At 45.1% G+C, this 22,426-nt stretch carries 20 protein-coding genes; 10 read left to right on the top strand and 10 right to left on the bottom strand.

What is annotated here, in order from left to right:
* The first annotated feature begins 17 nt into the window (after positions 1-17).
* Positions 18-143 carry a hypothetical protein gene (locus tag QUB20_RS18570; protein WP_333291560.1) on the top strand — a complete coding sequence of 42 codons (126 nt, stop codon included), beginning with the start codon at positions 18-20 and terminating at the stop codon, positions 141-143.
* Positions 144-163: 20 nt separating this feature from the next.
* On the opposite strand, the gene QUB20_RS18565 is transcribed toward QUB20_RS18570, so the two are convergent.
* The 3 genes from QUB20_RS18565 to QUB20_RS18555 all read right to left on the bottom strand — a co-directional run bounded on the left by QUB20_RS18565 (position 164) and on the right by QUB20_RS18555 (position 1,168).
* The gene (locus QUB20_RS18565; protein ID WP_333291558.1) at positions 164-304 is read right to left on the bottom strand and encodes a hypothetical protein; all 141 of its coding nucleotides are present in this window, start codon (positions 302-304) and stop codon (positions 164-166) included.
* A 105-nt stretch (positions 305-409) separates the two neighbouring features.
* Positions 410-769 carry a group 1 truncated hemoglobin gene (locus QUB20_RS18560; RefSeq protein WP_333055558.1) on the bottom strand — a complete coding sequence of 120 codons (360 nt, stop codon included), beginning with the start codon at positions 767-769 and terminating at the stop codon, positions 410-412.
* Positions 770-946: 177 nt separating this feature from the next.
* Positions 947-1,168: a hypothetical protein gene (locus QUB20_RS18555; RefSeq protein ID WP_333246051.1), complete on the bottom strand. Its 222-nt coding sequence runs from the start codon at positions 1,166-1,168 to the stop codon at positions 947-949.
* Positions 1,169-1,413: 245 nt separating this feature from the next.
* Here QUB20_RS18555 and QUB20_RS18550 point away from each other — a divergent pair, with 245 nt between their 5' ends.
* The 4 genes from QUB20_RS18550 to QUB20_RS18535 all read left to right on the top strand — a co-directional run bounded on the left by QUB20_RS18550 (position 1,414) and on the right by QUB20_RS18535 (position 5,853).
* On the top strand, positions 1,414-2,016 hold the full coding sequence (locus QUB20_RS18550) for a 2OG-Fe(II) oxygenase (RefSeq protein ID WP_333246053.1): 603 nt from the start codon (positions 1,414-1,416) through the stop codon (positions 2,014-2,016).
* A gap of 246 nt (positions 2,017-2,262) precedes the next feature.
* Positions 2,263-3,555, top strand: coding sequence for an AAA family ATPase (locus QUB20_RS18545; protein WP_333246055.1), 1,293 nt, complete (start codon positions 2,263-2,265; stop codon positions 3,553-3,555).
* Between the two features lie 4 nt (positions 3,556-3,559).
* Entirely contained in the window at positions 3,560-4,219 is a 660-nt protein-coding gene (locus QUB20_RS18540) for a hypothetical protein (RefSeq protein WP_333246057.1), read from the top strand.
* Positions 4,220-4,578: 359 nt separating this feature from the next.
* Positions 4,579-5,853, top strand: coding sequence for an alpha/beta hydrolase (locus QUB20_RS18535; RefSeq protein WP_333246059.1), 1,275 nt, complete (start codon positions 4,579-4,581; stop codon positions 5,851-5,853).
* 712 nt (positions 5,854-6,565) lie between these two features.
* Here QUB20_RS18535 and QUB20_RS18530 read toward each other — a convergent pair.
* Positions 6,566-6,730 carry a hypothetical protein gene (locus tag QUB20_RS18530; RefSeq protein WP_333291556.1) on the bottom strand — a complete coding sequence of 55 codons (165 nt, stop codon included), beginning with the start codon at positions 6,728-6,730 and terminating at the stop codon, positions 6,566-6,568.
* A 123-nt stretch (positions 6,731-6,853) separates the two neighbouring features.
* Here QUB20_RS18530 and QUB20_RS18525 point away from each other — a divergent pair, with 123 nt between their 5' ends.
* From QUB20_RS18525 to QUB20_RS18515, 3 genes are all read left to right on the top strand, one after another.
* Entirely contained in the window at positions 6,854-9,028 is a 2,175-nt protein-coding gene (locus QUB20_RS18525; RefSeq protein WP_333246061.1) for a glutamine synthetase III, read from the top strand.
* A gap of 252 nt (positions 9,029-9,280) precedes the next feature.
* A complete protein-coding gene (locus tag QUB20_RS18520; protein WP_333246063.1) occupies positions 9,281-10,351 on the top strand; it encodes a BMP family protein in 1,071 nt (356 codons plus the stop codon).
* A gap of 42 nt (positions 10,352-10,393) precedes the next feature.
* Positions 10,394-13,225, top strand: coding sequence for a PAS domain S-box protein (locus QUB20_RS18515; RefSeq protein ID WP_333246065.1), 2,832 nt, complete (start codon positions 10,394-10,396; stop codon positions 13,223-13,225).
* A 144-nt stretch (positions 13,226-13,369) separates the two neighbouring features.
* Here the strand turns inward: QUB20_RS18515 and QUB20_RS18510 are convergent, their stop codons facing one another.
* The 6 genes from QUB20_RS18510 to QUB20_RS18485 form a co-directional block, all read right to left on the bottom strand.
* Positions 13,370-14,779, bottom strand: a complete 1,410-nt coding sequence (locus QUB20_RS18510) for a cation:proton antiporter (RefSeq protein WP_333208054.1) — start codon at positions 14,777-14,779, stop codon at positions 13,370-13,372.
* A gap of 105 nt (positions 14,780-14,884) precedes the next feature.
* Complete coding sequence (gene hisA / locus QUB20_RS18505) at positions 14,885-15,658, bottom strand: 1-(5-phosphoribosyl)-5-[(5-phosphoribosylamino)methylideneamino]imidazole-4-carboxamide isomerase (RefSeq protein WP_333246068.1); 774 nt, start codon at positions 15,656-15,658, stop codon at positions 14,885-14,887.
* A 131-nt stretch (positions 15,659-15,789) separates the two neighbouring features.
* Positions 15,790-16,467 carry a TIGR02117 family protein gene (locus QUB20_RS18500; protein ID WP_333246070.1) on the bottom strand — a complete coding sequence of 226 codons (678 nt, stop codon included), beginning with the start codon at positions 16,465-16,467 and terminating at the stop codon, positions 15,790-15,792.
* A 14-nt stretch (positions 16,468-16,481) separates the two neighbouring features.
* A complete protein-coding gene (locus QUB20_RS18495; RefSeq protein WP_333246080.1) occupies positions 16,482-17,684 on the bottom strand; it encodes a glycoside hydrolase family 10 protein in 1,203 nt (400 codons plus the stop codon).
* A 229-nt stretch (positions 17,685-17,913) separates the two neighbouring features.
* On the bottom strand, positions 17,914-19,050 hold the full coding sequence (locus tag QUB20_RS18490; protein ID WP_333246072.1) for a serpin family protein: 1,137 nt from the start codon (positions 19,048-19,050) through the stop codon (positions 17,914-17,916).
* 113 nt (positions 19,051-19,163) lie between these two features.
* Complete coding sequence (locus QUB20_RS18485; protein WP_333246074.1) at positions 19,164-20,573, bottom strand: amidohydrolase; 1,410 nt, start codon at positions 20,571-20,573, stop codon at positions 19,164-19,166.
* A 209-nt stretch (positions 20,574-20,782) separates the two neighbouring features.
* Here QUB20_RS18485 and QUB20_RS18480 point away from each other — a divergent pair, with 209 nt between their 5' ends.
* Together QUB20_RS18480 and QUB20_RS18475 are read left to right on the top strand one after the other, a co-directional pair.
* Positions 20,783-21,553 (top strand): cysteine hydrolase family protein, encoded by a 771-nt coding sequence (locus tag QUB20_RS18480; RefSeq protein WP_333246076.1) that lies wholly within the window; start codon positions 20,783-20,785, stop codon positions 21,551-21,553.
* A 204-nt stretch (positions 21,554-21,757) separates the two neighbouring features.
* Positions 21,758-22,210 carry a cupin domain-containing protein gene (locus QUB20_RS18475; protein WP_333291554.1) on the top strand — a complete coding sequence of 151 codons (453 nt, stop codon included), beginning with the start codon at positions 21,758-21,760 and terminating at the stop codon, positions 22,208-22,210.
* Positions 22,211-22,426: the final 216 nt, after the last annotated feature.

Here is a 22,426-nt window from a genome sequence, read left to right as displayed (position 1 = left end):
CTTTATGAACAGGCAAGATGCCTGTTCCACAAAGACTAAATTTTCTTGTGGAACAGGCATCTTGCCTGTTCTTGATACCGTGGCTAGCCGAACAAGCTACTATAAAAAATGAAACAGGTCTCCATAAATTAAGTGGAAAATAACTGAGCCTTTGTACCATTTTTCATTTTAAATCAGGCTTTATGAACAGGCAAGATGCCTGTTCCACAAAGACTAAATTTTCTTGTGGAACAGGCATCTTGCCTGTTCTTGATAACGCCTCAATTGTGAATTTTTCTCTTCCTTCGCCTCGAAAGCGGTTCATTATATCCTGCAAAAAACAAAGTGGAGCTTTCGCTTCACAATTACGAAATCTCCACTTTTATCACTCTTCTAGTGGCTGCAAAAACCCTCTTGCCTTCACTCGATTTTACTTGTACAAAACAGCCTCTTTCAAAGTCGCGATCTTACCTAGCGCTTCATCGAGATCCTCTTGGGACGCGCCGTGGGCAACTATTGCATCGGTCAAATGCTTCACAATTGCATCAAAGTGTTCAGGCTGTAAATTCAAACCTGCGTGTGCTTTCTCCATTGAACGGCCTGAGTATTGCTTGGTGCCGCCAAGGGCATAGGAGATAAAAGCAGTTTGATGGCGGCGCTGCTTTTCCATGTCTGTATGATCGAAGAAGTGGCTCACTATCTCGTCAGCCAAAACATCGCGGTAAAAATCATCGACTATCTCTTTAATGGCTGGCTCTCCACCCATTTTTTCGTACAATGTTGTTGCCATATCGTTTCAGCGAGTTATTTTTTTTCCCTTACTCTTTAATTATAGCTGGCAGCTTGGCTTTTTTCCACTGTGAAATGTTAATTTAATCTGAAATAATTACTGAGTAACTGTTGCGACTGCTGGTATTTCTTAGACCACATTCTCTAATTGTAAACTTTATTAACGTTCTCTCGCCAGTTAGATATTGTCGATCGCCCTCCCAGCAGTTTTACCTAATGCACGGATTGCTGGTTTTAGCAAGATGTTTCCTATACACCACCAACACGCATCTGTTTTCCAGCTAGCAAACTCAAGAAATCGGTGATAAAACAGAGGCAGGCTGCGATCGCGGAAATTGCGATCGCCCCTGCAATTGGACAAGTTAAAATAAATGGGCGATCGGCTTCCCAGCAGCATCATGTATAATCAAACTGCAAATATAATCGAATCACCACAACGATCGCCTGTATACTGATATTCTGCCGTTGCTAGTCGGTTGCGAGACTTCCGGGCGATCGCCCGCAGTTAAGAAAAACCTTTGACTTAAGTACGCGGACACAAATAAACATTATTATCTCATTGCGAGAAACGAAGCAATCCCAAGTCTGAGCGATTGCTACATTTCTATCTGCTGTTTCCTTGAACTTTGATGATTTTTGAGTGCCTTGAAATACTATAGCCAACATCCTAACGCTTTCTCGATCGACTACCTCAACGACTTGCGAGGAGCAATTCTAGCCTCCCCTTATCTAGCAATCAACAACCTCAATCGCGATTTCATTGGCACAAAAGGGTTTTCCGTCGTGTTTCAACGTGCGGAAATCGCCGAAGTAGAACGGCGGTTTCCCTTGTTCAAACCCTATCTAGACCAAGCATTACAGCCTGAATGCAATGCTTTTTACCTCAACCCTTTGTTGCTGGGTGAAGGTTCCCGCGTCGATCCGCATATCGATCGATCTTTGCGATCGTACTGCAAAACTGTGGAACCTCCCGCAGCCGTCAGCGTTTTATACGTGCAAGTACCGCCGAACTTGCAAGGGGGAGAATTGATACTGCGGCGCAACAAACAGCAAGTCGGCCAGATTAAGCCACAAGCCAACTCGCTGATCTATTTTCAAGGAGATTTGACTCACTCTGTCAACGCTGTTAAAAGTACCGGGACTCGTTTGAGTTTGGTTTGCGAACAGTACAGTTTGAGCGAAACAGAATTGCAAGATATTCCAGGATTCACAGTGGAATCTAGGGCCGCGAAAGCAAAAATTAAGTAATGTTTATTCGCTCCTGGAAGGGTGATAAATTCAGGACACGCTTAACCCGCCGCTTGCATCAAGGGTTCAATCACCGCCAACTTATGTGCTAGGAGATTATCCATAACAACTACTGCGATCCGAGTGGCTTAAGACCGAGCATTATGGGCGATCGGCTTAAGTAAAATCAAGTATAATGTTAGAGTTACTGAATTGTTATATGGTTAGAGTAATTTATAACATTCCTAATGGAGCAGAGGAACTTAAGTGGCAAAAATAGAAGGATTTAGGGTAATAAATTACCGCTCGCTGCGTGATATTACTATGGGCAAGCTGTGGAATACGCAAAATGCCGAGGAACTAACGCCAATGACAGCCGTTATCGGTAAAAATGGTGTTGGGAAAAGCACGCTTTTCGACACTTTTGGCTTTCTTGCAGACTGCTTAAAAGGGGGAGTAGAAGAAGCCTGTGATGCCCGTGGGCGGGGAGGTTTCGAGAGAATTCGCTCGCAAGGACAAAAGGGAAGTGTTGAGTTTCAGATTTACTATAAAGAGGATCGTAACGCTCGACCAATCACCTATGATTTGGCAATAGACCTTGACTCTTCTGAAAGACCATATGTAAAAAAAGAAAGACTTAGACAACGGAGAAAAAACGAAAAAAAAGGACAACCTTATTCTTTTTTGATTCTGAATGAAGGTAAGGGTTTAGCATGGAAAGGTGAAGAAGGAGGCCAGCTACTTGATGAAGATCGAGGAGAATTTGATGTAAACAATTTAATAGAAAACATCCAGATCGGTGAGACATCAGAAGAAAGTAAAGAAAAGGAAATAGTTGAACTTGACGACAAGCGAAAACTGGGAATTGCTACTTTGGGAGCCCTCAAACAACACCCAAGAATTTCCGCATTTCGTAGATTTATCGAAGGATGGTATCTCAGCTATTTCACACCAGACGCTGCCCGTAGCTTACCTCTGGCTGGGCCACAAAAACATTTGAATATTCATGGAGATAATCTAGGAAATGTGGTTCAATTTATGGAGAGAGAGCATCCTAAGAAATTCCAATCAATTCTGCAAAAAATATCTAGTAAGATTCCAGGGGTGGAAAAGATTAGCACCGCAAAAAGTCCAGACGGTAGACTTCTGCTGCAGTTCAACGATCGAGGTTTTCAAGAACCATTTTATGCTCAACAAATGTCAGACGGAACACTGAAGGTATTTGCCTATCTCCTTCTTTTAGAAGACCCCTCACCACCGCCATTTTTGTGCATTGAAGAACCAGAAAACGGACTTTACCATAAGCTTTTAGAAACTCTAGCCCGAGAATTTCGAGATCACGCTACAGCTCGAAGAAGTGGATCGCAAGTATTTGTTACAACACATCAACCCTATTTTGTAGATGCTCTTAACCCTGAAGAGGTTTGGGTACTTGAAAAGGGCGAGGATGGTTTTTCTACAATCAGACGAGCTAGCGAAGATTCTCTCATTAATAACCTTGTTTCTGAAGGATTGCCCCTTGGCGGACTTTGGTACAGCGATTATCTAGATAAAAGGTGAATAAATGCACTTTGAGATACTTGTCGAGGATATTTCTGGAAAAACTGCTCTTGAAATTCTTATACCAAAGATTATTAGCACCGAACAACACACATTTGAGATCCATCCTTACAAAGGAATTGGACATATTCCTAAAGGTTTAAAATCTGCTTCTGAAACCAAAAAACGAATTCTGCTCGACCAGCTTCCGCGACTTGTTCAAGGTTACGGCAAAACCTTCTCTAAATATCCTCCTGATTGCCCTGCTGTCCTTATTGTAATTTGCGATCTTGATGACCGATGCCTCAGTACGTTTCGCAAAGAACTACTAGATATTGTAGATAAGTGTAATCCTCAGCCAAAGACGCAATTTTGCATAGCAATTGAAGAAGGAGAAGCATGGTATCTAGGCGATTTAGCAGCAGTTAAGGCAGCTTATCGGAGAGCAAAAGAAGCAGTCCTAAATTCTTACACCAATGATAGTATCTGTGGGACGTGGGAGAAGTTAGCTGATGCGGTGTTTTCCGGTGGTAGCAAAGAATTGTCTAAACTTCCTTGGCACGAAGTTGGTGAAGAGAAGTCAAAGTGGGCTGAGAAGATTGCTCCCCTCATGGACGTAGATAATAATTTGTCACCAAGCTTCTGTTATTTTCGAGATAAACTTCGAGACTTAACGAGTCAGTAAAGAAACCGGGTTTTTTTATTGGGAATCGCCTAGTGCAACGAAGTAGACTCGTAAAAAAACCCGGTTTATAGACACCCGTGCCTAAGTCCTGCCTAACTACCAAAATCGGAATAATAGCCAAACTTTTGATGAGTAACAGCCTATACAGCTAGTTTAGCGGGAAAAACTCAGCTTAAGATTCCCACAAACAGCGAACAACGTCAAAGATGAAAATACAACGATGCAAAGCATTTTCGCTCGACGCAGGATGTCGGAGTCAATGAAGCTGCTGGTTTGGTAAAATGCCAGAGGCGATCGCCTCACCAATAAAAACCACCAGATTAATTTAAACTGATTAAAAATTAGGCTGCGAAAATCCGATGATCCACAAGAAGAACCGCAAAAAGTTACCCTTATTAGCAGCGTTCTTAGTCTCGCCATTTATTTCTTGGTTCCTGAGTGCGATCGCCCTATTTCTCAGTCTCTGGGTCATCATACCAGCACCCACGATGTTCCTGTACCCTTTGGCGGTGGGAGCACCAGAAATCAGTCCTTGGTTGGTTGGTATCAATACGATCGCCCTTCTGCTGAACCTGCTCAGACGGCATCAAGGCAAAGTCTACATTATTTTGTCAATTTGTAACCTGTTCGCCCTCATCCTGGGCCTGCTACCCCTGATTCAGTTCCCAGCAGCCAATGCAGCGGTAGCTACCCAAATGCAAGCAGTTTTAGGGGAAAATTATTTAGCAGCGATTCCTCAAGCCGATCGCGCGCAGCTACGCCCTCAACCGTTTATCCTCGGAGATACGTTCCGAGGAATTCCGATTAGAGACGTTAGGATCGATCGGGCTATTGGATTTGCCAACCCTGACGGAGTTTCACTGCAACTAAACCTTTATCGGCCGATGGAAATTGGCAAATATCCAGCGATTATCACACTCTACGGGGGAGCTTGGCAAAGAGGAAATCCCGATTCCAATGAGGAATTCAGCCGCTACATGGCCGCCCAAGGCTATTGTGTGGTTGCAATTGATTACCGCCACGCTCCCAAGTATCAATTTCCTGCTCAGCTTGAGGACGTACAAGCCGCTCTTTCCTATATCAAAACTCATGCTGCTGATTGGGAAATCGATCTCGATCGAATTGCTTTGATGGGAAGGTCTGCAGGTGCCCATTTAGCAATGCTAACTGCTTATGATTCTAGTGTGCTTCCAGTTCGAGCCGTGGTCAACTATTACGGGCCAAATGACCTGATTCGGGGATACAATGACCCACCTTTTCCTGATGCCATAAATGTTCGAGCCGTCTTGCGCGCCTTTCTGGGAGGAACGCCAGATGAACTCAACGAGCTTTACCGTCGGGCTTCTCCCATCAATTATATTAAACCGAATCTTCCCCCTTCTCTACTGGTTTATGCAGGCCGCGACCATATCGTTCAGCCCAAGTTTGGTCGATCGCTCTACGAACGATTCCGAGCCACGGGCGATTCCCTACGGGATAGCTTCGCTTCACGGGCTATTTTGCTCGAAATTCCTTGGGCTGAACACGCCTTTGATGCAGTTTTTAATGGGCCGAGCAATCAATTAGCTTTGTACTACACAGAACGCTTTTTGGCTCATGCTCTAAAGTCTTCGGATTACCAAGGAGTTAAATAAAAATTATCAACTTACTCATTTAGGCTCAATAAACTGCGGCTATAACAGTTTAATAAGTTCCCAAATCTCCTAAAGATTTCTACAGCAAATTGTCGCACCAAATTTTAGAAGAGTTGCCAGACTTTATTTATCATATAGCAGTTCTTAAGAAAGTGAGGTATGCCCTATGCCCTATGCCCTATGCCCTATGCCCTATGCCCTATGCCCTATGCCCTATGCCCTATGCCCTATGCCCTATGCGAGTACGATCGCCCTTAGTTTGAGCGCCCCGCGTCCTGTTACACTGAAACCCTGCGGTTGTGTGCGCTTGGTGCGATCGACCTTTCTGAAAAAAACCTAAAATTCTGTAGCCTACAATACATTTATTTGGTTAATGATTGTTTAAACTCTCCAAGTGTAGATTGTGTACTCTCCATAATTCTCCAAAACTCCTAAACGAGTGCGTTGTTTGCTGGACTGCGATTTATCGATCGTCGAACCGTTAAAAACCATAAGTAGTTTTGACCTGAATTCATCGGAATTGATTCGCACAAAATTTTTGAGCTGACCAGGGTAAAGATTAATTACTAAATTTGTGCAGTGCAGACATCTATAATGTTGACTCAAGTTTGTACAGGCTCTTGCCATCTATCTTCTTGCTAATAACCGAAATCCAACCGCATCTCACACTGGATTCTCACGCCCGGTGGACGGCGAAGTGATTGCGCCTCGCTCATCCAATCTTGTAGAGCCTGCCAAAAAAGGCATTCTCGCAAAAGTTAGCTTTGACAAAAAATGTTGGGTAAATCTCATATGTTGCACCATTCTCAATTAGCCTTTTATGAACAGGCTGGACGGCCTGTGAAGCGAGAAAATTGATCTCTTGTGGAACGGGCATCTTGCCCGTTATTGAGAATGGTGCAAAATCTTAGGTAAATCCAACATATTCGTCAATCGTTAGACTTTTGCTAACATCTATTTTTTCTCAACTACTCGTCCCGCAATACCAATAAAAATAACCATGAGTGGAAACGAATCGCGCGTTCAAGCAATTTCTCAAATCGTCAACCGCAAACTGATGCCTAGTCGGCCTCCCAAGCGGCTAGAAGATATGTGGGCAACAGACGTTTTTACTCTGAGCAAGATGCAAGAAAGTCTGCCCAAAAGCATTTTCAAATCAGTAAAAAACACCGTTCAAACCGGCCAAAAACTCGATGCTTCCGTAGCTGATGTAGTTGCAGTAGCAATGAAAGATTGGGCTATTTCCAAAGGAGCCCTCTACTACGCCCACGTATTCTACCCGCTAACCAACGGCACCGCCGAAAAGCACGACGGTTTCATCTCAGTGCAAGGCGACGGTTCCGTCATCTCAGAATTTGCAGGCAAAGTTCTCGTACAAGGCGAACCCGATGGCTCCTCATTCCCCAACGGCGGCATTCGCTCGACTGCGGCCGCTCGCGGATATACAGCCTGGGATGTCACCAGCCCTGCTTATGTCATGGAAACAGACAACGGCATGACATTGTGCATTCCCACTGTTTTCATCTCCTGGACAGGTGAAGCCTTAGACAAGAAAACGCCGCTTTTGCGTTCCATTGCCGCCATGAATAAAGCAGCAAGCCGAGTGTTAAAGCTATTAGGCAATACCGAAGTTGCTCCGGTAAATTCCAGTTGCGGTTCCGAACAAGAATACTTCCTGGTAGATGCCAATTTCACCAACAACCGCCCCGATTTACTGCTAGCAGGTCGCACCCTGTTTGGCAAACCTCCTGCCAAAGGTCAGCAATTTGACGACCACTATTTTGGAGCGATTCCAGAGCGCGTTCAAGTCTTCATGCAGGAAGTAGAAGAAAGAATGTACCGGCTGGGAATTCCTGCCAAAACCCGCCACAACGAAGTAGCTCCCGGTCAGTTTGAAATTGCACCAGTTTTTGAAGCGGCAAACGTCGCCAGCGACCACCAACAATTAACCATGACAATTCTCCGCAACACTGCGAAGAAACACGGTTTTATGTGTTTGCTGCACGAGAAGCCTTTCGCCGGCATTAACGGTTCTGGCAAACACGTCAACTGGTCGATCGGCAATGCCACCCAAGGAAACTTATTAGACCCAGGCGATACACCGCACTCGAACATACAATTTCTAGTTTTCTGCGGCGCTGTGATTCGCGGAGTTCACAAATACGGGCCGCTATTGCGCGCGGTAGTTGCTACTGCCAGCAACGACCACCGATTGGGTGCAAATGAGGCTCCACCAGCAATTATCTCTGTCTATTTGGGTTCGCAATTAGAAGATATCTTCGGGCAAATTAGCCGGGGAGAAGTTAAGGACTCTAAAGGTCGGGGAATTATGAACTTAGGTGTAGAAACACTGCCTACTTTCATGAAGGATGCTGGAGACAGAAACCGGACTTCGCCCTTTGCTTTTACTGGAAACCGGTTTGAATTCCGGGCAGTAGGTTCCGGTCAGTCTGTTTCCGGGCCACTGGTGGCGATGAATACAATTCTTGCAGATTCTTTGGACTGGATTGCTAACAAATTAGAAAGCGATTTGGCTAAGGGAACTGAACTGAATGCTGCCATCCAAACCATTCTCAAAGAAGTGATGGACGAGCACGGTGCGGTTGTATTTGGTGGCGACGGCTATTCCGAAGAATGGCACAAAATGGCCGTTGAGGAACGGGGTTTAGCTAACTTGCGGACTACGGCAGATGCTTTACCCGTGTTGAAGGAAGGATACATTGAAGACTTGTTTGAAAAGACAGGTGTTCTGACTCCCGTTGAATTGGAAAGCCGTTACGATGTTTATGCTGAGCAGTATTTGCTGGCAATTGAAGTCGAAGCAAAACTGGTAATCAGCATCGCAAAAACCATTATTTACCCCGCAGCGGTGAGGTATTTAGCGGAACTTTCCGGCACGATTTCTAAATTGAAAGAGATTGGGATTGAACTGGAAAAGGAAACTGCCGAAAAAGTAGCGGTCTTGCTTAAGTCCATGATGGATACTGCAAGCAAGTTGAGCGCTGCTTTGAGCAAGCACGATTTTGCTTCGACAGAAGACCATATGCAATATGCTTCGCAAACAATTCGTCCTTTGATGGATGAGGTTCGCCAGTATGCGGATGCCCTGGAAGGTGAAGTGGCTGATGATTTGTGGCCTCTGCCTACTTATCAAGAAATGCTGTTTGTTAAGTAAGAGCAAACAAATTCGGTTAATTGCAGGTTAGAGTTGTAAGGACACGGCAGTGCCGTGTCCTTACTTGTTTTTGAGCTTAAATGAGTGTTAAGCTGTTGCGGCATTTAAATTGTATGTCAAAAAAAAATAAAGTCTTGTGGGGAGTAGGGGCCCTAGCGTCCCGCCCGCCCTGAATATACAATTTAAAGGCGGGACAGCTTACGCTGAATCTGTCAGAGTCATTAAATGCGAGCGAGAGTAAGAGTTTTGAAGATGGTTGAGATAGCCTTCAACAAATTTATCGGCGTAGAAAAAGTAACCTTGCTGCGAAAAGCTATTATGCTGATTCAATCTCTCTTGAAACACATGACTCTGGTGGCTCTAGCTCTGGTTTTTGCGATCAGTTGCAGTCGATCGACTCCGAACGTAGACTCTGCCCCTGAAGCCACCACCTCTAGCAGCTTTAGAGTGGCCATGCTCACCACAGGCGCCAAAGACAACCAAAGTTGGGATCAAGCTTGCTTTGAAGGATTGAATCTAATCAAAAATAAATTTAATGCTGAGGTAGACATTACTGACAGTATTGACGGTGAAAATAGTGAACCTATCATTCGCAAATATGCCCAGTCCGGCTATGACCTGATAATTGCCGCCAGTGGTGCCTATTCCACAACTGCCGAAAAGCTCGCTAAAGAATTTCCACGCACGAAATTTGCCCTGATTACAACGCATCCAGGGAATAACAGAAATTTAGGGGCTGTTGCTTTTCGATCGGGTGAGGTGGGATACCTCACAGGCGCTTTGGCTGCGATGAAGACCAAAAGCAATAAAGTTGGCTATATTGTGGGTGAACCTTATCCCGTTTACCAAGAAGAAGAAGCATTGTTTAGGCGGGGAGTGAAAGCCACGAATCCCTCTGTTCAAGCCTCGACTGCTTTTCTCGATTCTTGGGTTGATACGGAAAAAGCCACCAAAATTGCCACGGATATGGTTGCCTCTGGAGTAGATGTTTTGACTTTCAACGCGGGTGAGGCAGGGTTAGCCGCCCTAATAGCCGTTTCGCAAAAGCCAGGAGTCTTTGTGATTGGTAGGACAAAGGATCAGTATGAAGTGGCTCCTGGCAAAGTCCTCACTAGCGTTCTGCAGGACATTCCCAATCTGGTGCTAAATGTGGCAGTGTTAACCCAGCAAGGTCGCTGGGAAGGAAAACTTTACAAGTTTGGGCTCAAGGAAAAAATCTACGACTTTGCCCCTTTCCGTGGTAGTCTCACGTCTCAGGAAGAGGACACTTTCAAGACCATCCGAGAAGCTGTGACGACGGGCCAAATTGATGTTTCTCCTTAGTGCGCCGATTAATTGATTTACCAATATTGATCCTTAAGTCCGATGCAAAATCAACGCAACGATCGCGCTCTGCCGATTGCCAAAAGCTCCCCTTCACATCTCTGGCAACGCTTCTTTTCTATTGCACATCAGCTCCGCTATGGTTTGATATTTTTGGTTCTCCTGAGCTTACTGCCCACAGGTGGCTTGCTGATCTACCTCAGCTTTCAGGCCCAGATCCAGCAATCGCGATCGCTCCAACAAGCGCGTAGCCAGACAGCAGGAGGGCAGATTGATAATTATCTAGATGACTTGAAACGAAAACTGAGCTATTTAGCTAGGGTCAAAGGACTCACCAACTTTCAATCTCAAGTGCAGCAGAGCCTGTTGGAAGGGTTGATTCGTCATAATGATGCTTATGAAGCCGTTGCCATTTTGAATAGGAAGGGACAAGTTGTTGCGTCAGTTTCACCCTATAAACCGCTTCAATTAGAAAATCCAGCCAATTCGCCACTGTTTATTCGTGCCTTCAAACAGCAGGAAGATTATGTCAGTCCTGTAGAAATTAATCCTCAAACCAACCAACTAACAACCATTATGGCGGTTCCGATTCGGAATGATCGAGATGAGGTGGATGGGGTGCTATTAGCAGAGATAAATCTCAACTTTCTCTGGTTTATTGTTTCCCAAACGGAGGTTGGCAAGACGGGTTATGTCTATGTAGTTGATGAGCGTAATTTTCTCATTGCTCAAAAGGGTAGTAAGCCAGAAACGTTTCAGCTTCAAGATATTTCTAAGCGTCCCTTTTTTCAATTTTTGAAAGCATCGGAAGATACTAAGCACCTTAATGTTTATCTGGGTCTAAAGCAGGTAGAAGTATTGGGAGCCAGTACCTTAGTTCGGAGCGTGAATTGGACGGTGGTTGTAGAACTGCCAACGGCTGAGGCCTATGCTCCCGTTTACCAAATGCTCTCAATTATGGGAGGCTCATTGACGCTGGTGACGATCGTCGCTGTTGGCATTGGGTATCTATTTATTCGGCAAATTGTGGTGCCGCTACAGCGCTTAACCACGGCAGCTACTGAACTCAGTGCGGGGGAATTAGAGACGCGGGTCAACATCGACAGCCAAAACGAATTGGGGACATTGGCGATCGCCTTTAACAATATGGCAACTCAGTTAGAGGAACTGATTACAGCAGTTGAAGTGGAACGCAATTTTGTTTCAGCCATTCTTGAAATTGCAGGTGCCCTGGTAGTTGTGCTCGACCCGCAGGGACAAATCGTTCGCTTTAACCGAGCTTGCGAACAAATGACTCATTACTCGTTTAGTCAACTGAAGGGGCGCTACTTTTGGGACTTGTTCCCGAACTCAGACTTAGCTAGACAAGCCAAAACTACTTTTGAGTCTTTAAAAGCTGGTAATTTTCCGCTGCAGTATGAAGGCAGTTGGGTGAGTAAAGATCAACAACTTAGACTTATTGCCTGGTCAGATACTGCTTTAGTCGATGATCGAGGTGAAATTGAGTACATCATCAAAACAGGGATTGACATTACTCAACGGAAACAGGCAGAAGAAGAACTCAAAGCGTCGGAGCAGCGGCTATCTTTTTTATTCTGCCAAACTTCACTGGCAGTTGTGGAATGGGATTTAAACTTAAAAATCACTGCCTGGAATCCAGCGGCCGAGAAGATTTTTGGTTACACGGCGAAAGAGGCGATCGGACACCATCCCCCAGAATTAATTGTGCCTGCGCCGACCAGAAAGACTGTCGATCGAGTTATGAACGAGCTGTTGATTGAGACCGGAGGACGCTACAGCGTCAACGAAAATCTTACGAAAGACGGCAAAACCATTATTTGCGAATGGTTCAATACGCCTTTAGTAGGGGATGGTGGAGAGATTCTTGGAGTTGCATCCTTGGCACTGGATGTTACTGAGCGCAAGCAAGCCGAAACTGCGTTAAGGCAAGCAAAAGAGGAAGCTGAGGTTGCACTCAAAACCTTACAGCAAACTCAGGCACAGCTTATTCAGGCAGAGAAAATGTCTGGTTTGGGGCAACTTGTTGCTGGTGTTGCTCACGAAATTAATAATCCAGTCAACTTTATCTATGGCAACCTGAGCCATACTGCGGACTATACGCAAAATTTACTAAAGTTGATTCAGCTTTACCAGCAAACCTATCCAACTAATACCGAAATTCAGGAAAAAATTGAAGAGTTCGAGCTGGACTTCATTAGTGAAGATTTACCCAAAATCCTGACTTCAATGAAGGTAGGAGCCGATCGCATTCGTGAAATTGTCCTGTCGCTACGAAACTTCTCGCGGCTGGATGAGGCAGAAATGAAGCCAGTTGATATCCACGAGGGAATTGACAGCACATTGATGATTTTGCAAAATCGACTGAAGGCGAAACCGGATCATCCTGCTATTGAAATTGTTAAAGATTACGGCGACTTACCTCTGGTAGAGTGCTATGCCGGACAGTTGAACCAGGTCTTTATGAATCTTCTGGCAAATGCGATCGATGCTTTAGAAAACTACGACAATCAGCGTTCTCGAAAAGACATCCAAACAAATCCCAGTCGCATCACTATTCGGACGAAGCTAGTCACAAAGGAAACTGGGCCCAATTGTTCTAAAAACGTGGTGATTCAAGTTCAAGACAATGGGCCAGGGATGACGGAAACTGTTAGACAACAGGTGTTCAATCCCTTCTTCACCACCCAACCAATTGGTAAAGGAACTGGATTAGGACTATCCATCAGCTATCAAATTGTAGTTGATAAGCATGGTGGCTTACTCCAGTGTTTCTCTCAACCCCATCAAGGAGCAGAGTTCCGCATTGAAATTCCTGTGTTACAAAGCGGTGCTGTAGCACTCGTGGGTAAATAACTGCGATCGCATTCTCTGAAGTGGTTGTCACCCCGTCTGAACCAGGAGGCGAATGAGTAGCAAGGGAGACGATCGCCGCCAAGTGATTCAATACCAGCAGATCGCCCCCAACCACCTCAAAACCGACTTAATATCACCCGGTAATCAAACGATTTTCTCGCTAGAAAGTTCGCCACTAGCAGGAGGCTCTACTGTATCGCCAAAGGCAACCCGCAGAAAAGGCGGCGCTAAAAATGTCGTCAGAATCACCATGATAATAATCGAGACTTCTAACGGTTTATCCAAAATCCCACTCGCCGAACCGATGCCAGCAAAAACTAACCCGACTTCGCCCCGAGGAATCATCCCCACTCCGATCGCCAATCGATTGATTCCCGGCAGACCAAACACCACCCAACCAGTAATCAGCTTGCCCAAAATCGCAACCACAATCAAAAATACGGCAATCAAAAGGCCAGCCCGATTATCCGGCACTGTTGGGTTCAAAACCCCCAAATCCGCGCGAGCTCCCACGGTTACAAAAAAGATGGGAACCAGCAAATCCGCGATCGGCTTCACCAGTTCATCCAACTCGTTGCGGGCATCGCTTTCATCCAACACCAAACCAGCCGCAAACGCACCCAAAATCGCTTCGAGATGAATTGCGTTGCCCAGAAAAGCCATGAAGAAAGCAAAGACAAATGCCGGGATGACTATATTGCCGCGAGTTTTGAGTTTCTCCACCACCGCAGTGAAGCTTTTGTTGAAGATGCCGCCCAACAGAATAGAACCCAACAGAAACGCAGTTGCACTGACAATCAAATAGATGACATTAACAACATCAATTTCACCGGTTTTCGCTAAACTGGCGACAACAGCCAGGACAATAATTCCTAGCACATCATCAATCACCGCTGCACCAACAATGATTTGACCTTCTTTAGATTTGAGTTGTCCTAATTCCGACAAAACTTTGGAGGTAATTCCGATGCTGGTTGCCGTCAAAGCAGCCCCCGCAAAAATCGCCGGAATCGCCGCCGTGTGGAAAATTATCATCAAGCCCGCAGTACCAGCGGCAAAGGGAACTGCCACGCCGGCACAGGCGACAACGACGGCTTGAACCCCCACTTCTTTGAGTTGTCTGATATCCGACTCTAAGCCAATTTCAAACAGCAGAATAATCACGCCTATTTCAGCCAGCACTGAAATGACTTCACTCTGCGATTCAAACACACTGGTGAGGGCGGCAGGAGACAGATGATTAATCGATTGCACAACTGTCATAATCCCTGAGTCTGAGGCTGACAGCCCTGCTTCGGGAAAAATGACCAGGTGTAAAGCAGATACGCCAACAATTACCCCTGCTACAAGTTCACCCAAAACCGGTGGCAAATCGAACTTTTTAGCCGCTTCCGCGCCTAATTTACTGGCGAGATAAATCACTACCAAACTGAGCAAAACTCCGCTCAGAACGATCGGCGAATTTTCGGCTTCGACTGTTGCTAACAAAGGTATGGGAGCAACTAGGGATGCCATACCAGAACTTAAAGCTGTAATTGTATGGTTCAAAAACATGGTTACGATGATGGTAAGAAATACGATTCTACGCTGACTGTTGACTGTGAGTCGGAAAATTGATAACTGTTACATATTGGGTAGCCAGTTAACTCGACATGATTATCAAGCAAAGCTTGAAGAACCCAAATCTGGGGGTACATCCTGCCACCGCCCTTGTCCGACTGCTTGAATTGCTTCTTTTAGCAAGATATCGCCGGTATAAATTGCCCTACCGACGATCGCACTTTTGACACCAATTGGTTCCAAAGCCAGCAAACTCAATAAATCGGCGATCGAACTAACGCCACCGGAAGCAATCACCGGAATCGAAATAGCGTTAGCAATTTCGCGTAAAGAGTCCAAATTCGGCCCTTCCATAGTACCGTCACGGTGAATGTCGGTGTAAATAATTTCAGCCGCCCCTAACTCGGCCATTTTTTGCGCCAATTCTGTCGCTAAAACTTCCGAAGTTTCTAGCCAGCCTCTAGTAGCAACTTTACCATTTCTGGCGTCGATGCCAACCAGAATTCGATCGGGAAATTCGGCGGACAATTCGCCGACTAATTGGGGTTGTTCGACGGCGACAGTGCCGAGAATGACGCGGCGGACGCCTAAATTGAGGATACCAGCAACCGAGGCGCGATCGCGCATTCCGCCACCTACTTGACAAGGAACGTCTACTGATCGGACGATCGCTTCAATGGCTGCTTGGTTGACTGGATGACCGGCTTTAGCGCCGTCGAGGTCTACTAAATGCAGCATTGTCGCGCCTTCATTTACCCACTGTCTCGCGACTTCGACGGGGTTGTCGTTAAAAGTTTGAGACTTCGCGTAGTCTCCCTGATATAATCTGACGCATTTTCCATCCAATAAGTCGATCGCTGGAATTACATTCATGATTTTTGCTCAAATTGCTAATTATACCAGTTAAAAAACACAATGCAACTTTAACATCCCACCCATACATAATCATTTATTATAAATTTTATAAGCTAAAGTAAAACATTATTACCATTCGTTAATACCATTTATCTTTGACATTCGCAGCCGCTATTTAAATGAAACATAATCGCCGCAGAAAGCGTTGACCATAAAGGAGTATTGACATCGGCTTGTTGCAAAGCTTCGGCCGTCCAGTCGTTGCAAGTTTTCCAAATAGAGTAACTGCCTTTTGCTTCATAAAAACTATCGCTGTTGCCGTAGCCGTAGCTAATTTTAATTTTATTACCTGCTGCGTCTAATTGGAATGAATTTTTAATAAATTTTACCAGTGTCAGATAATTTTCGCCGCTAATTTTTACACATTTGGTTTCTATACTTTGGGGGAAAACCCGATAACTTTGAACGTGTAGGGTAGACGGAGTAGGGAGAAATAGAGCTTTGAAAGCTGTAACTGGGTTGATACTTGCTGATGTGGGAGTTTCCAACATAAAAGCTCGATCTCCCCAGCCAAAAGACAAATATTTATAATCATAATTCGCATCCCGCCCTATTTCTATTAGCGGTAAAAATTGATTCCAGTCAAAATATTTATTTTTAACTGGAACAATGATTTCGGTGTGAATGCCTTGGCTGGAAACGTATAGAGACATGGTGCAATCTGCTTGCGAGTAATTTCCCCACTTTGTGGGAGTGAGATAGCCAATTGTTAGGAAAGCGCTTAAAGATAAGATGACAATTCCTAAGCGCTGTATGCTTTTTCTCATTTTAACCGTGGGTTTCAAATTCTGGCTTCTGAGGGCGGGCGCTGCATCTTTGTGGGAAAGAATTCTTGCAAGGCAGAATTGCGCTGTTCCGGGGTTTCCTTCGCCCAATTCGACAAACTTTCGTAGAAAAAGAACGACACGCCAGCGAAATCTCTTTTTCGCACTTCTTGCACTTGTTCTTGAATTTGTTTGAGGGGAACAGAATTATTTTTAAGACCTGTTAAAATGCCGATCGCAGTTGGAATATTAAGTTTAGCCAGTTTAACTTCTTCCCGTTCCAGTTCGGCACTAAAACGCTTGATATCGCTGCGATAAACCTGCAACACAATTTCGTCGATGTAGCCGCGTCTTTCCCAGGTAAACCAGTCCTGCAAGTGGGCGGGTAAAGAAAAGTGAAAAGGGTTGGGAGATAAGCTGACAATACATTTTTCTTTGCGGGATTTGATGTCGCGGGAAACTCTGCCCACGAAGTCGTTGATTTTGTCAGCGCGCCAGCGCACCCAGAAGGTTTCGCGGGGGTCGTTGGAGGGAGGACTTTTGATTTGTTGCTGATACATTGACACGGTTAACGGCTCGTAGCCAAATTCTACGGGCAAGCCGAAATGGTCGTCAAATTGAATGCCATCTATATCATAATTATCGACAATTTCTAGAATTAAATCTGAGATGAATTGCTGGACTTCGGGATGAAAGGGATTCAGCCAAACTCGATCGTGTTTGCCTTCTTTCCAAATAGTTGAACCGTCGCGCCGCTGCGCCAGCCACTCTGGGTGAAGTGTGGCTAATTCCGATTCGGCGGGGGCCATGAAACCAAACTCAAACCAGGGGATTACTGCTATACCTTTTTGGCGGGATTGTGCTATAATTTCTTTGAGGATGTCTCGGTCTTTCAATCCGGGCGAGGGGTCGATCGACTGTCCGAATACTCGTTGGGCTGCATCGCTGGGATAAAGCGTATAGCCTCCTTGCCACACCGTGGGATAGATGGTATTAAAATTGAGTTGATCCAGTCGATTTACAGCGTCAATGATGTTGTTGCGGGAGAAGATAACGTCGCTGTCAATGTTAGTCAGCCAGACGCCGCGCAATTCGGTTGTTGGGGCTTTGGGCGGGGTTTGAGCCAAAAGACGCGGAGATAATATCGCGGAGGAGGTAAGGGCGATCGTAAAAACAACTATTAAAGCCAGTATCCGCTGCCATTTGTGCAGTTTAATCATCAATTTGTCGCAAATATGATTATTTTTAGACTGATATTTTACCGTATAATTAGCTTGGTAGGGTGCGTCAGCTAGGGTTATTTGATTAAAAGTCGATCGAACATTTCCTGACGCACCTACTATAGCGGTTCTCAAGAAAGTGAGGTATGCCCTATGCCCTATGCCCTATGCCCTATGCCCTATGCACGTCGGGTACCTCATGTTACTGAGAAAGGCTATATTTTTGATATTATTGGGGGTCAACGATGGTACCCATAAATAATATTGTTCCTGTAGTATGGTCTTGAATAGCACAAAAGAGTGGACGGTTTACATTCATTTTAAAAGGCGGACAGAAGAACGCCTTTGAACTCACTGCGGCTGCTTCTGTACCTTCTTCGTTCACTTCGACAAATGTTTTGTGTTTTACTGAATCTACTGCTACGTTGTCATCAGTCATCGGAGAAAAGTCGGTTTTTGATATATCAAAAATTCCTGCCATTCCCAAAGCTATGAGTGTGCTGTTGAGTTCAACTTCATACTCCATTTTGAAGCGCGGTATTTCAATACTCCCAACTTCCCTACTAAATTTTAAAAATTGCATCCATTGATTCCAGTTTTCTGGTGTTAATTCCTGCAAGAAAGTTGCCAAATTGCTATTGGAATTGGGCAAGAAAATATACATGGCCAGAGCGCCTTCTTCTCCGTAAGGTAAACTGACTGCTTGAAATTTGTCTGTTTCGTAGTACCCATAACTGTCTTCCTGAGACATCATCGGATGCTGCTTGGAAGTGCCATCGGGTAAGGAGAAAGTTTGGTTGGCAGTTTTAGATTTATCAAAGGGCGTTTCCCAGTTGCCTTTGAAATAGATGGCGTTAATCAAAAACAAGAGTTGATCGGGGCTAATTTGATTGACTATTCGATCAATTTTTCCGTGAGTTTTTTCGCTTACCCAGTTGTTAATGATGCTGGGAGCTTGCGGATTCATAAAGTCGATTTCGGTAAGACTAGCTTTGTAGTATTCTTGATTTGTTTGCAGAAATTCTGGTTTGAAGGAGAAGCCTTGTTTCGCCCAAAGCGAGTTGGCAATTGATACTTGGACATTGGGGTCAACTTTCTGCAAACTATTTTGCAAAGCTTGATTTGCTGCGTTGATTTCTTGGGGAGTCATTCCCGTTAATTCGAGAACTTTTGTCATTTCTTGTTTCGTTTCTCCGCTTACTCCGTTGTATGTCATTGACAGTGCGAGGGCGACAGAAGTAGGGGAAATAAAGATATTTTGATTCGGCTGTTGTTTGCTGAGGGTGTTCAACAAGTTAAAACCAAATTTGGTATTAGCTGCAACAAGTCTGGCGTCTACATTTATCTGGTTGTTAGGGGGTGTCATGGCTAGTGCTTCTGAGTGATTGGGATTTGCGAGGTTGATTGCGTTAATTTTTAGTGGCGGCGCTAATTATGTGATTTAACCGGACATGATATCATATTCTATTGGTGAATTTTTTAAGAATAACCTTGCAGGTTCATGACTTTTCGATAGTGGGCTTCTATTTCACTTACTGTTTGCGATTGACGCTTGCTAGTCCACTCGCTGCGATCGAATAATTCCCGCCTCAAAGCATCAACATCGATCGTTTTCACCTTACCTTCTGCGACAATTTGCTTGCCGTTTACCCAAACGCTATCTACCGCATTAGTCGGGCGTCCCAATATTAGCAAGCCGATCGGATCGGTGCGTGGCAGCAATGATAAACTGGTTAAATCATACAGCACAAAATCTGCTTTTTTACCGACTGTCAGCGAACCCATTTCATCGGCGAGATTCAAGCCTTTTGCTCCTCCCAGGGATGCCATTTCTACAGACTGGCGCGGTGTAATCCATTGGCGGTAATCCAAATCCGTGATATTGTGCAAAATCGAACCAATTTTAATCGCTTCCAGCAAATCTTGAGAGTCATTGCTAGCAGCGCCGTCGCAACCAAAAGATACGTTTACTCCCGCTTGACGGTATTTCAAAATCGGTGCAATGCCGCTTCCCAGGCGCAAGTTGCTGAGGGGATTGTGTACGACTGTCGCTCCAGTTTCGGCCATAATCGCAATGTCGGAATCGTCCAGCCAAACGCAGTGCGCTAAGGAAGTTCGGGGACTCAAATAACCAATTTTTTGCAGGTGTTCGACAGCGCTACAGCCGTATTTTTCGTAAGCTAACTGTTTTTGCGCGGCGGTTTCCAAGAGGTGGGCGTGCCGACAAAGATTGTAGCGATCGCTCAAATCGATGCAGCCTTCAAACAAAGCATCGGAACACAGTTGAATTCCCGTCGGCGCCAACAACATATTAACACCTTTTTCGGGATGGTGAAACTGTTTTATGGCTGTTTCCATTAATTCCAAAGTTGCCTTAGTCGATCGAATGTAAGCCGCGTGTTCCATGCCACTATCGCCCGCAGGCATCCCCGCTGTCAGGGATTCATCTTGAATTAACGGCCCGATAAAAGCGCGGATGCCGATTTCTTGATAAGCGCGAACAGCGGCGGCGATTGTCTCTAATTCTTGCCCCGGAATCAAAACTAAATGATCGACTACGCTTGTACCGCCCGACAGCAATGTTTCTACCGCAGTTCCCAAGGCACTCAAGTAAACTTGTTCGGGATCGAGAGGTGTAAAATCGTATAATTCGGCAATCCACAACTCCAGCGGCAAAGGGGGAATTATGCCCCGTTGCCACATTTCTGAAGAGTGAGTGTGCGCGTTGACAAAACCGGACAGCAGCAGCTTATTTTTGCCGTTAATAACTGTTCCCGCAGGTTTTAACTTAGGCCCGATCGCACTTATGCAATTATCCACCACTTGCACATCTGCCGTTTCATAACCGCTATCAACGGGAATTAAAGCATTTTGAATTGTAAAGCTCACAGATTTACCCTTTTTGTAAATTTATATTGATTTTTATTGTATGCTTCCCAGGCGCTAACATTGGCGATCGCCTGTAATAAAGTTAATAAATCATAAAAACTCTCAAATAGTTGCCGCCGATACTTAATTATAACCAAGATTTAAGATATGACAAGTTAGTGACAATCAAATAGTTATAAGATTGAAATTGTTTTTGAGTCAAAATCAATATGAATCCTGATTCTCTCCGCACCTTGGGCGTACCGCCGAATGCTTGGAAAGTTGATGCCAAAATTGCCGATATCACCCGATCGCCGATCGCGCCTCAACCTGTTACCCTGGAAACAGAAACTAAAACCCTGCGTTTGGACTTAGCAAAAGCAGCAATGTTGGTGATAGATATGCAAAACGATTTCTGTCATCCCGACGGTTGGCTAGCACATATTGGCGTAGATGTAACGCCCGCCCGAACTCCAATTAATCCTTTAAAAAATTTGCTGCCAAAATTGCGATCGCACGCAGTACCAATTATTTGGATCAACTGGGGAAACCGCCCCGATTTGCTCAATATTAGTGCAGCTTCCCGTCACGTTTACAATCCCACAGGATCCGGTGTAGGTTTGGGAGATCCGCTGCCAAAAAACAACGCACCTGTACTGATGGCTGGGAGTTGGGCGGCGCAGGTTGTCGATGAATTAAAACCCAAACCGGAGGATATTTGTGTTGATAAATATCGGATGAGTGGCTTTTGGGATACTCCTTTAGATAGTATCTTGCGGAACCTTGGCAGAACTACACTTTTCTTTGGAGGAGTAAACGCCGATCAGTGCGTCATGGCTACGCTGCAAGATGCTAATTTTCTCGGTTACGATTGTATTTTAGTCAAAGATTGTACAGCTACGACATCTCCAGAGTATTGCTGGCAAGCTACTCTTTATAACGTTAAACAATGTTTTGGCTTTTTGTCGGATTCTCAGGCTATGTTAGAAGCAATTAAATAGCAGTCAGCAATGATTCCTAGAATGAGTGTAGGGGCAATCCCCCCGTGGTTGCCCCTCTTGATTAAGAAACTGAGTAGGCGGGCACGGGCTGGGCGGGCACGGGCTGGGCGGGCACGGGCTGGGCGGGCACGGGCTGGGCGGGCACGGGGCTGGGCGGGCACGGGGGCACCGCCCCTACGATAATTAACAATTAAGCACAAAAAAATGACAAACCAGTGCATGATTCCTGTTATAAAGTCTCCGAAAGACTACCAAGCATTTCGCATCAGTCCGGGCGATACTAATAGATTAGCGATCGTCTTCGATCCGGTAATAGCTAATGTTTCATTAACAGTTTGCGTGGAGATTTTCGATGCGGGTGGCAAAACTCCTCCCAACCGTCATCAATTAGCCGTAGAAATGTTTTTTGTACTCAAAGGAACCGGGCAAGCAACCTGCGACGGCAAAACAGTTAGTATTCAACCTGGAGATAGTTTGTTAGTGCCTCCAACAGGCACTCACGTAATTGAGAATACGGGCAGTGGACGTTTGTACGCTTTGTGCATCATGGTGCCGAATGAGGATTTTGTGGAACTAATTCGCAGCGGTACACCAGTCGAACTCGATGAGGAAGATATGAGAGTTCTTGGGCGATCGGATGTACTCGTATCGTGCTAGGTTTGTAGTATAGCAGTTTTTAATTGGATGAAATACAGGACACGGCATTGCCCAAAGCGTGTCAACTTAAGCTATCAGTCCGCCAGTCCTCCCGCGCACCCGCCATTCCGCCAGGGACTGAAGTCCCTGTCTAATAGCTAAAGTCCTCCTAAGAAACTCAATCTAACTGTGGAGTTTTAGCAACTAGCTCAAACCCAAAAGACTCAGCAGTTTTCT

Origin of the sequence: Microcoleus sp. B4-C2, assembly GCF_036705265.1 — a bacterium.
In the GTDB taxonomy this organism is placed as follows: Bacteria; Cyanobacteriota; Cyanobacteriia; order Cyanobacteriales; family Microcoleaceae; genus Microcoleus.
This window is presented reverse-complemented; position numbering and strand designations above follow the sequence as displayed.

Bases quoted from the DNA above. Each gene is read 5' to 3' on its own strand.
- QUB20_RS18525 (WP_333246061.1), top strand. From the start codon at position 6,854: ATGAGTGGAAACGAATCGCGCGTTCAAGCAATTTCTCAAATCGTCAAC.
- QUB20_RS18515 (WP_333246065.1), top strand. From the start codon at position 10,394: ATGCAAAATCAACGCAACGATCGCGCTCTGCCGATTGCCAAAAGCTCC.
- QUB20_RS18480 (WP_333246076.1), top strand. From the start codon at position 20,783: ATGAATCCTGATTCTCTCCGCACCTTGGGCGTACCGCCGAATGCTTGG.
- QUB20_RS18535 (WP_333246059.1), top strand. From the start codon at position 4,579: ATGATCCACAAGAAGAACCGCAAAAAGTTACCCTTATTAGCAGCGTTC.
- QUB20_RS18560 (WP_333055558.1), bottom strand. From the start codon at position 769: ATGGCAACAACATTGTACGAAAAAATGGGTGGAGAGCCAGCCATTAAA.
- QUB20_RS18540 (WP_333246057.1), top strand. From the start codon at position 3,560: ATGCACTTTGAGATACTTGTCGAGGATATTTCTGGAAAAACTGCTCTT.
- QUB20_RS18570 (WP_333291560.1), top strand. From the start codon at position 18: ATGCCTGTTCCACAAAGACTAAATTTTCTTGTGGAACAGGCATCTTGC.
- QUB20_RS18475 (WP_333291554.1), top strand. From the start codon at position 21,758: ATGACAAACCAGTGCATGATTCCTGTTATAAAGTCTCCGAAAGACTAC.
- QUB20_RS18520 (WP_333246063.1), top strand. From the start codon at position 9,281: ATGGTTGAGATAGCCTTCAACAAATTTATCGGCGTAGAAAAAGTAACC.
- QUB20_RS18555 (WP_333246051.1), bottom strand. From the start codon at position 1,168: ATGATGCTGCTGGGAAGCCGATCGCCCATTTATTTTAACTTGTCCAAT.
- QUB20_RS18500 (WP_333246070.1), bottom strand. From the start codon at position 16,467: ATGAGAAAAAGCATACAGCGCTTAGGAATTGTCATCTTATCTTTAAGC.
- QUB20_RS18565 (WP_333291558.1), bottom strand. From the start codon at position 304: ATGAACCGCTTTCGAGGCGAAGGAAGAGAAAAATTCACAATTGAGGCG.
- QUB20_RS18510 (WP_333208054.1), bottom strand. From the start codon at position 14,779: ATGTTTTTGAACCATACAATTACAGCTTTAAGTTCTGGTATGGCATCC.
- QUB20_RS18490 (WP_333246072.1), bottom strand. From the start codon at position 19,050: ATGACACCCCCTAACAACCAGATAAATGTAGACGCCAGACTTGTTGCA.
- hisA (WP_333246068.1), bottom strand. From the start codon at position 15,658: ATGAATGTAATTCCAGCGATCGACTTATTGGATGGAAAATGCGTCAGA.
- QUB20_RS18495 (WP_333246080.1), bottom strand. From the start codon at position 17,684: ATGATTAAACTGCACAAATGGCAGCGGATACTGGCTTTAATAGTTGTT.
- QUB20_RS18530 (WP_333291556.1), bottom strand. From the start codon at position 6,730: ATGCCCGTTCCACAAGAGATCAATTTTCTCGCTTCACAGGCCGTCCAG.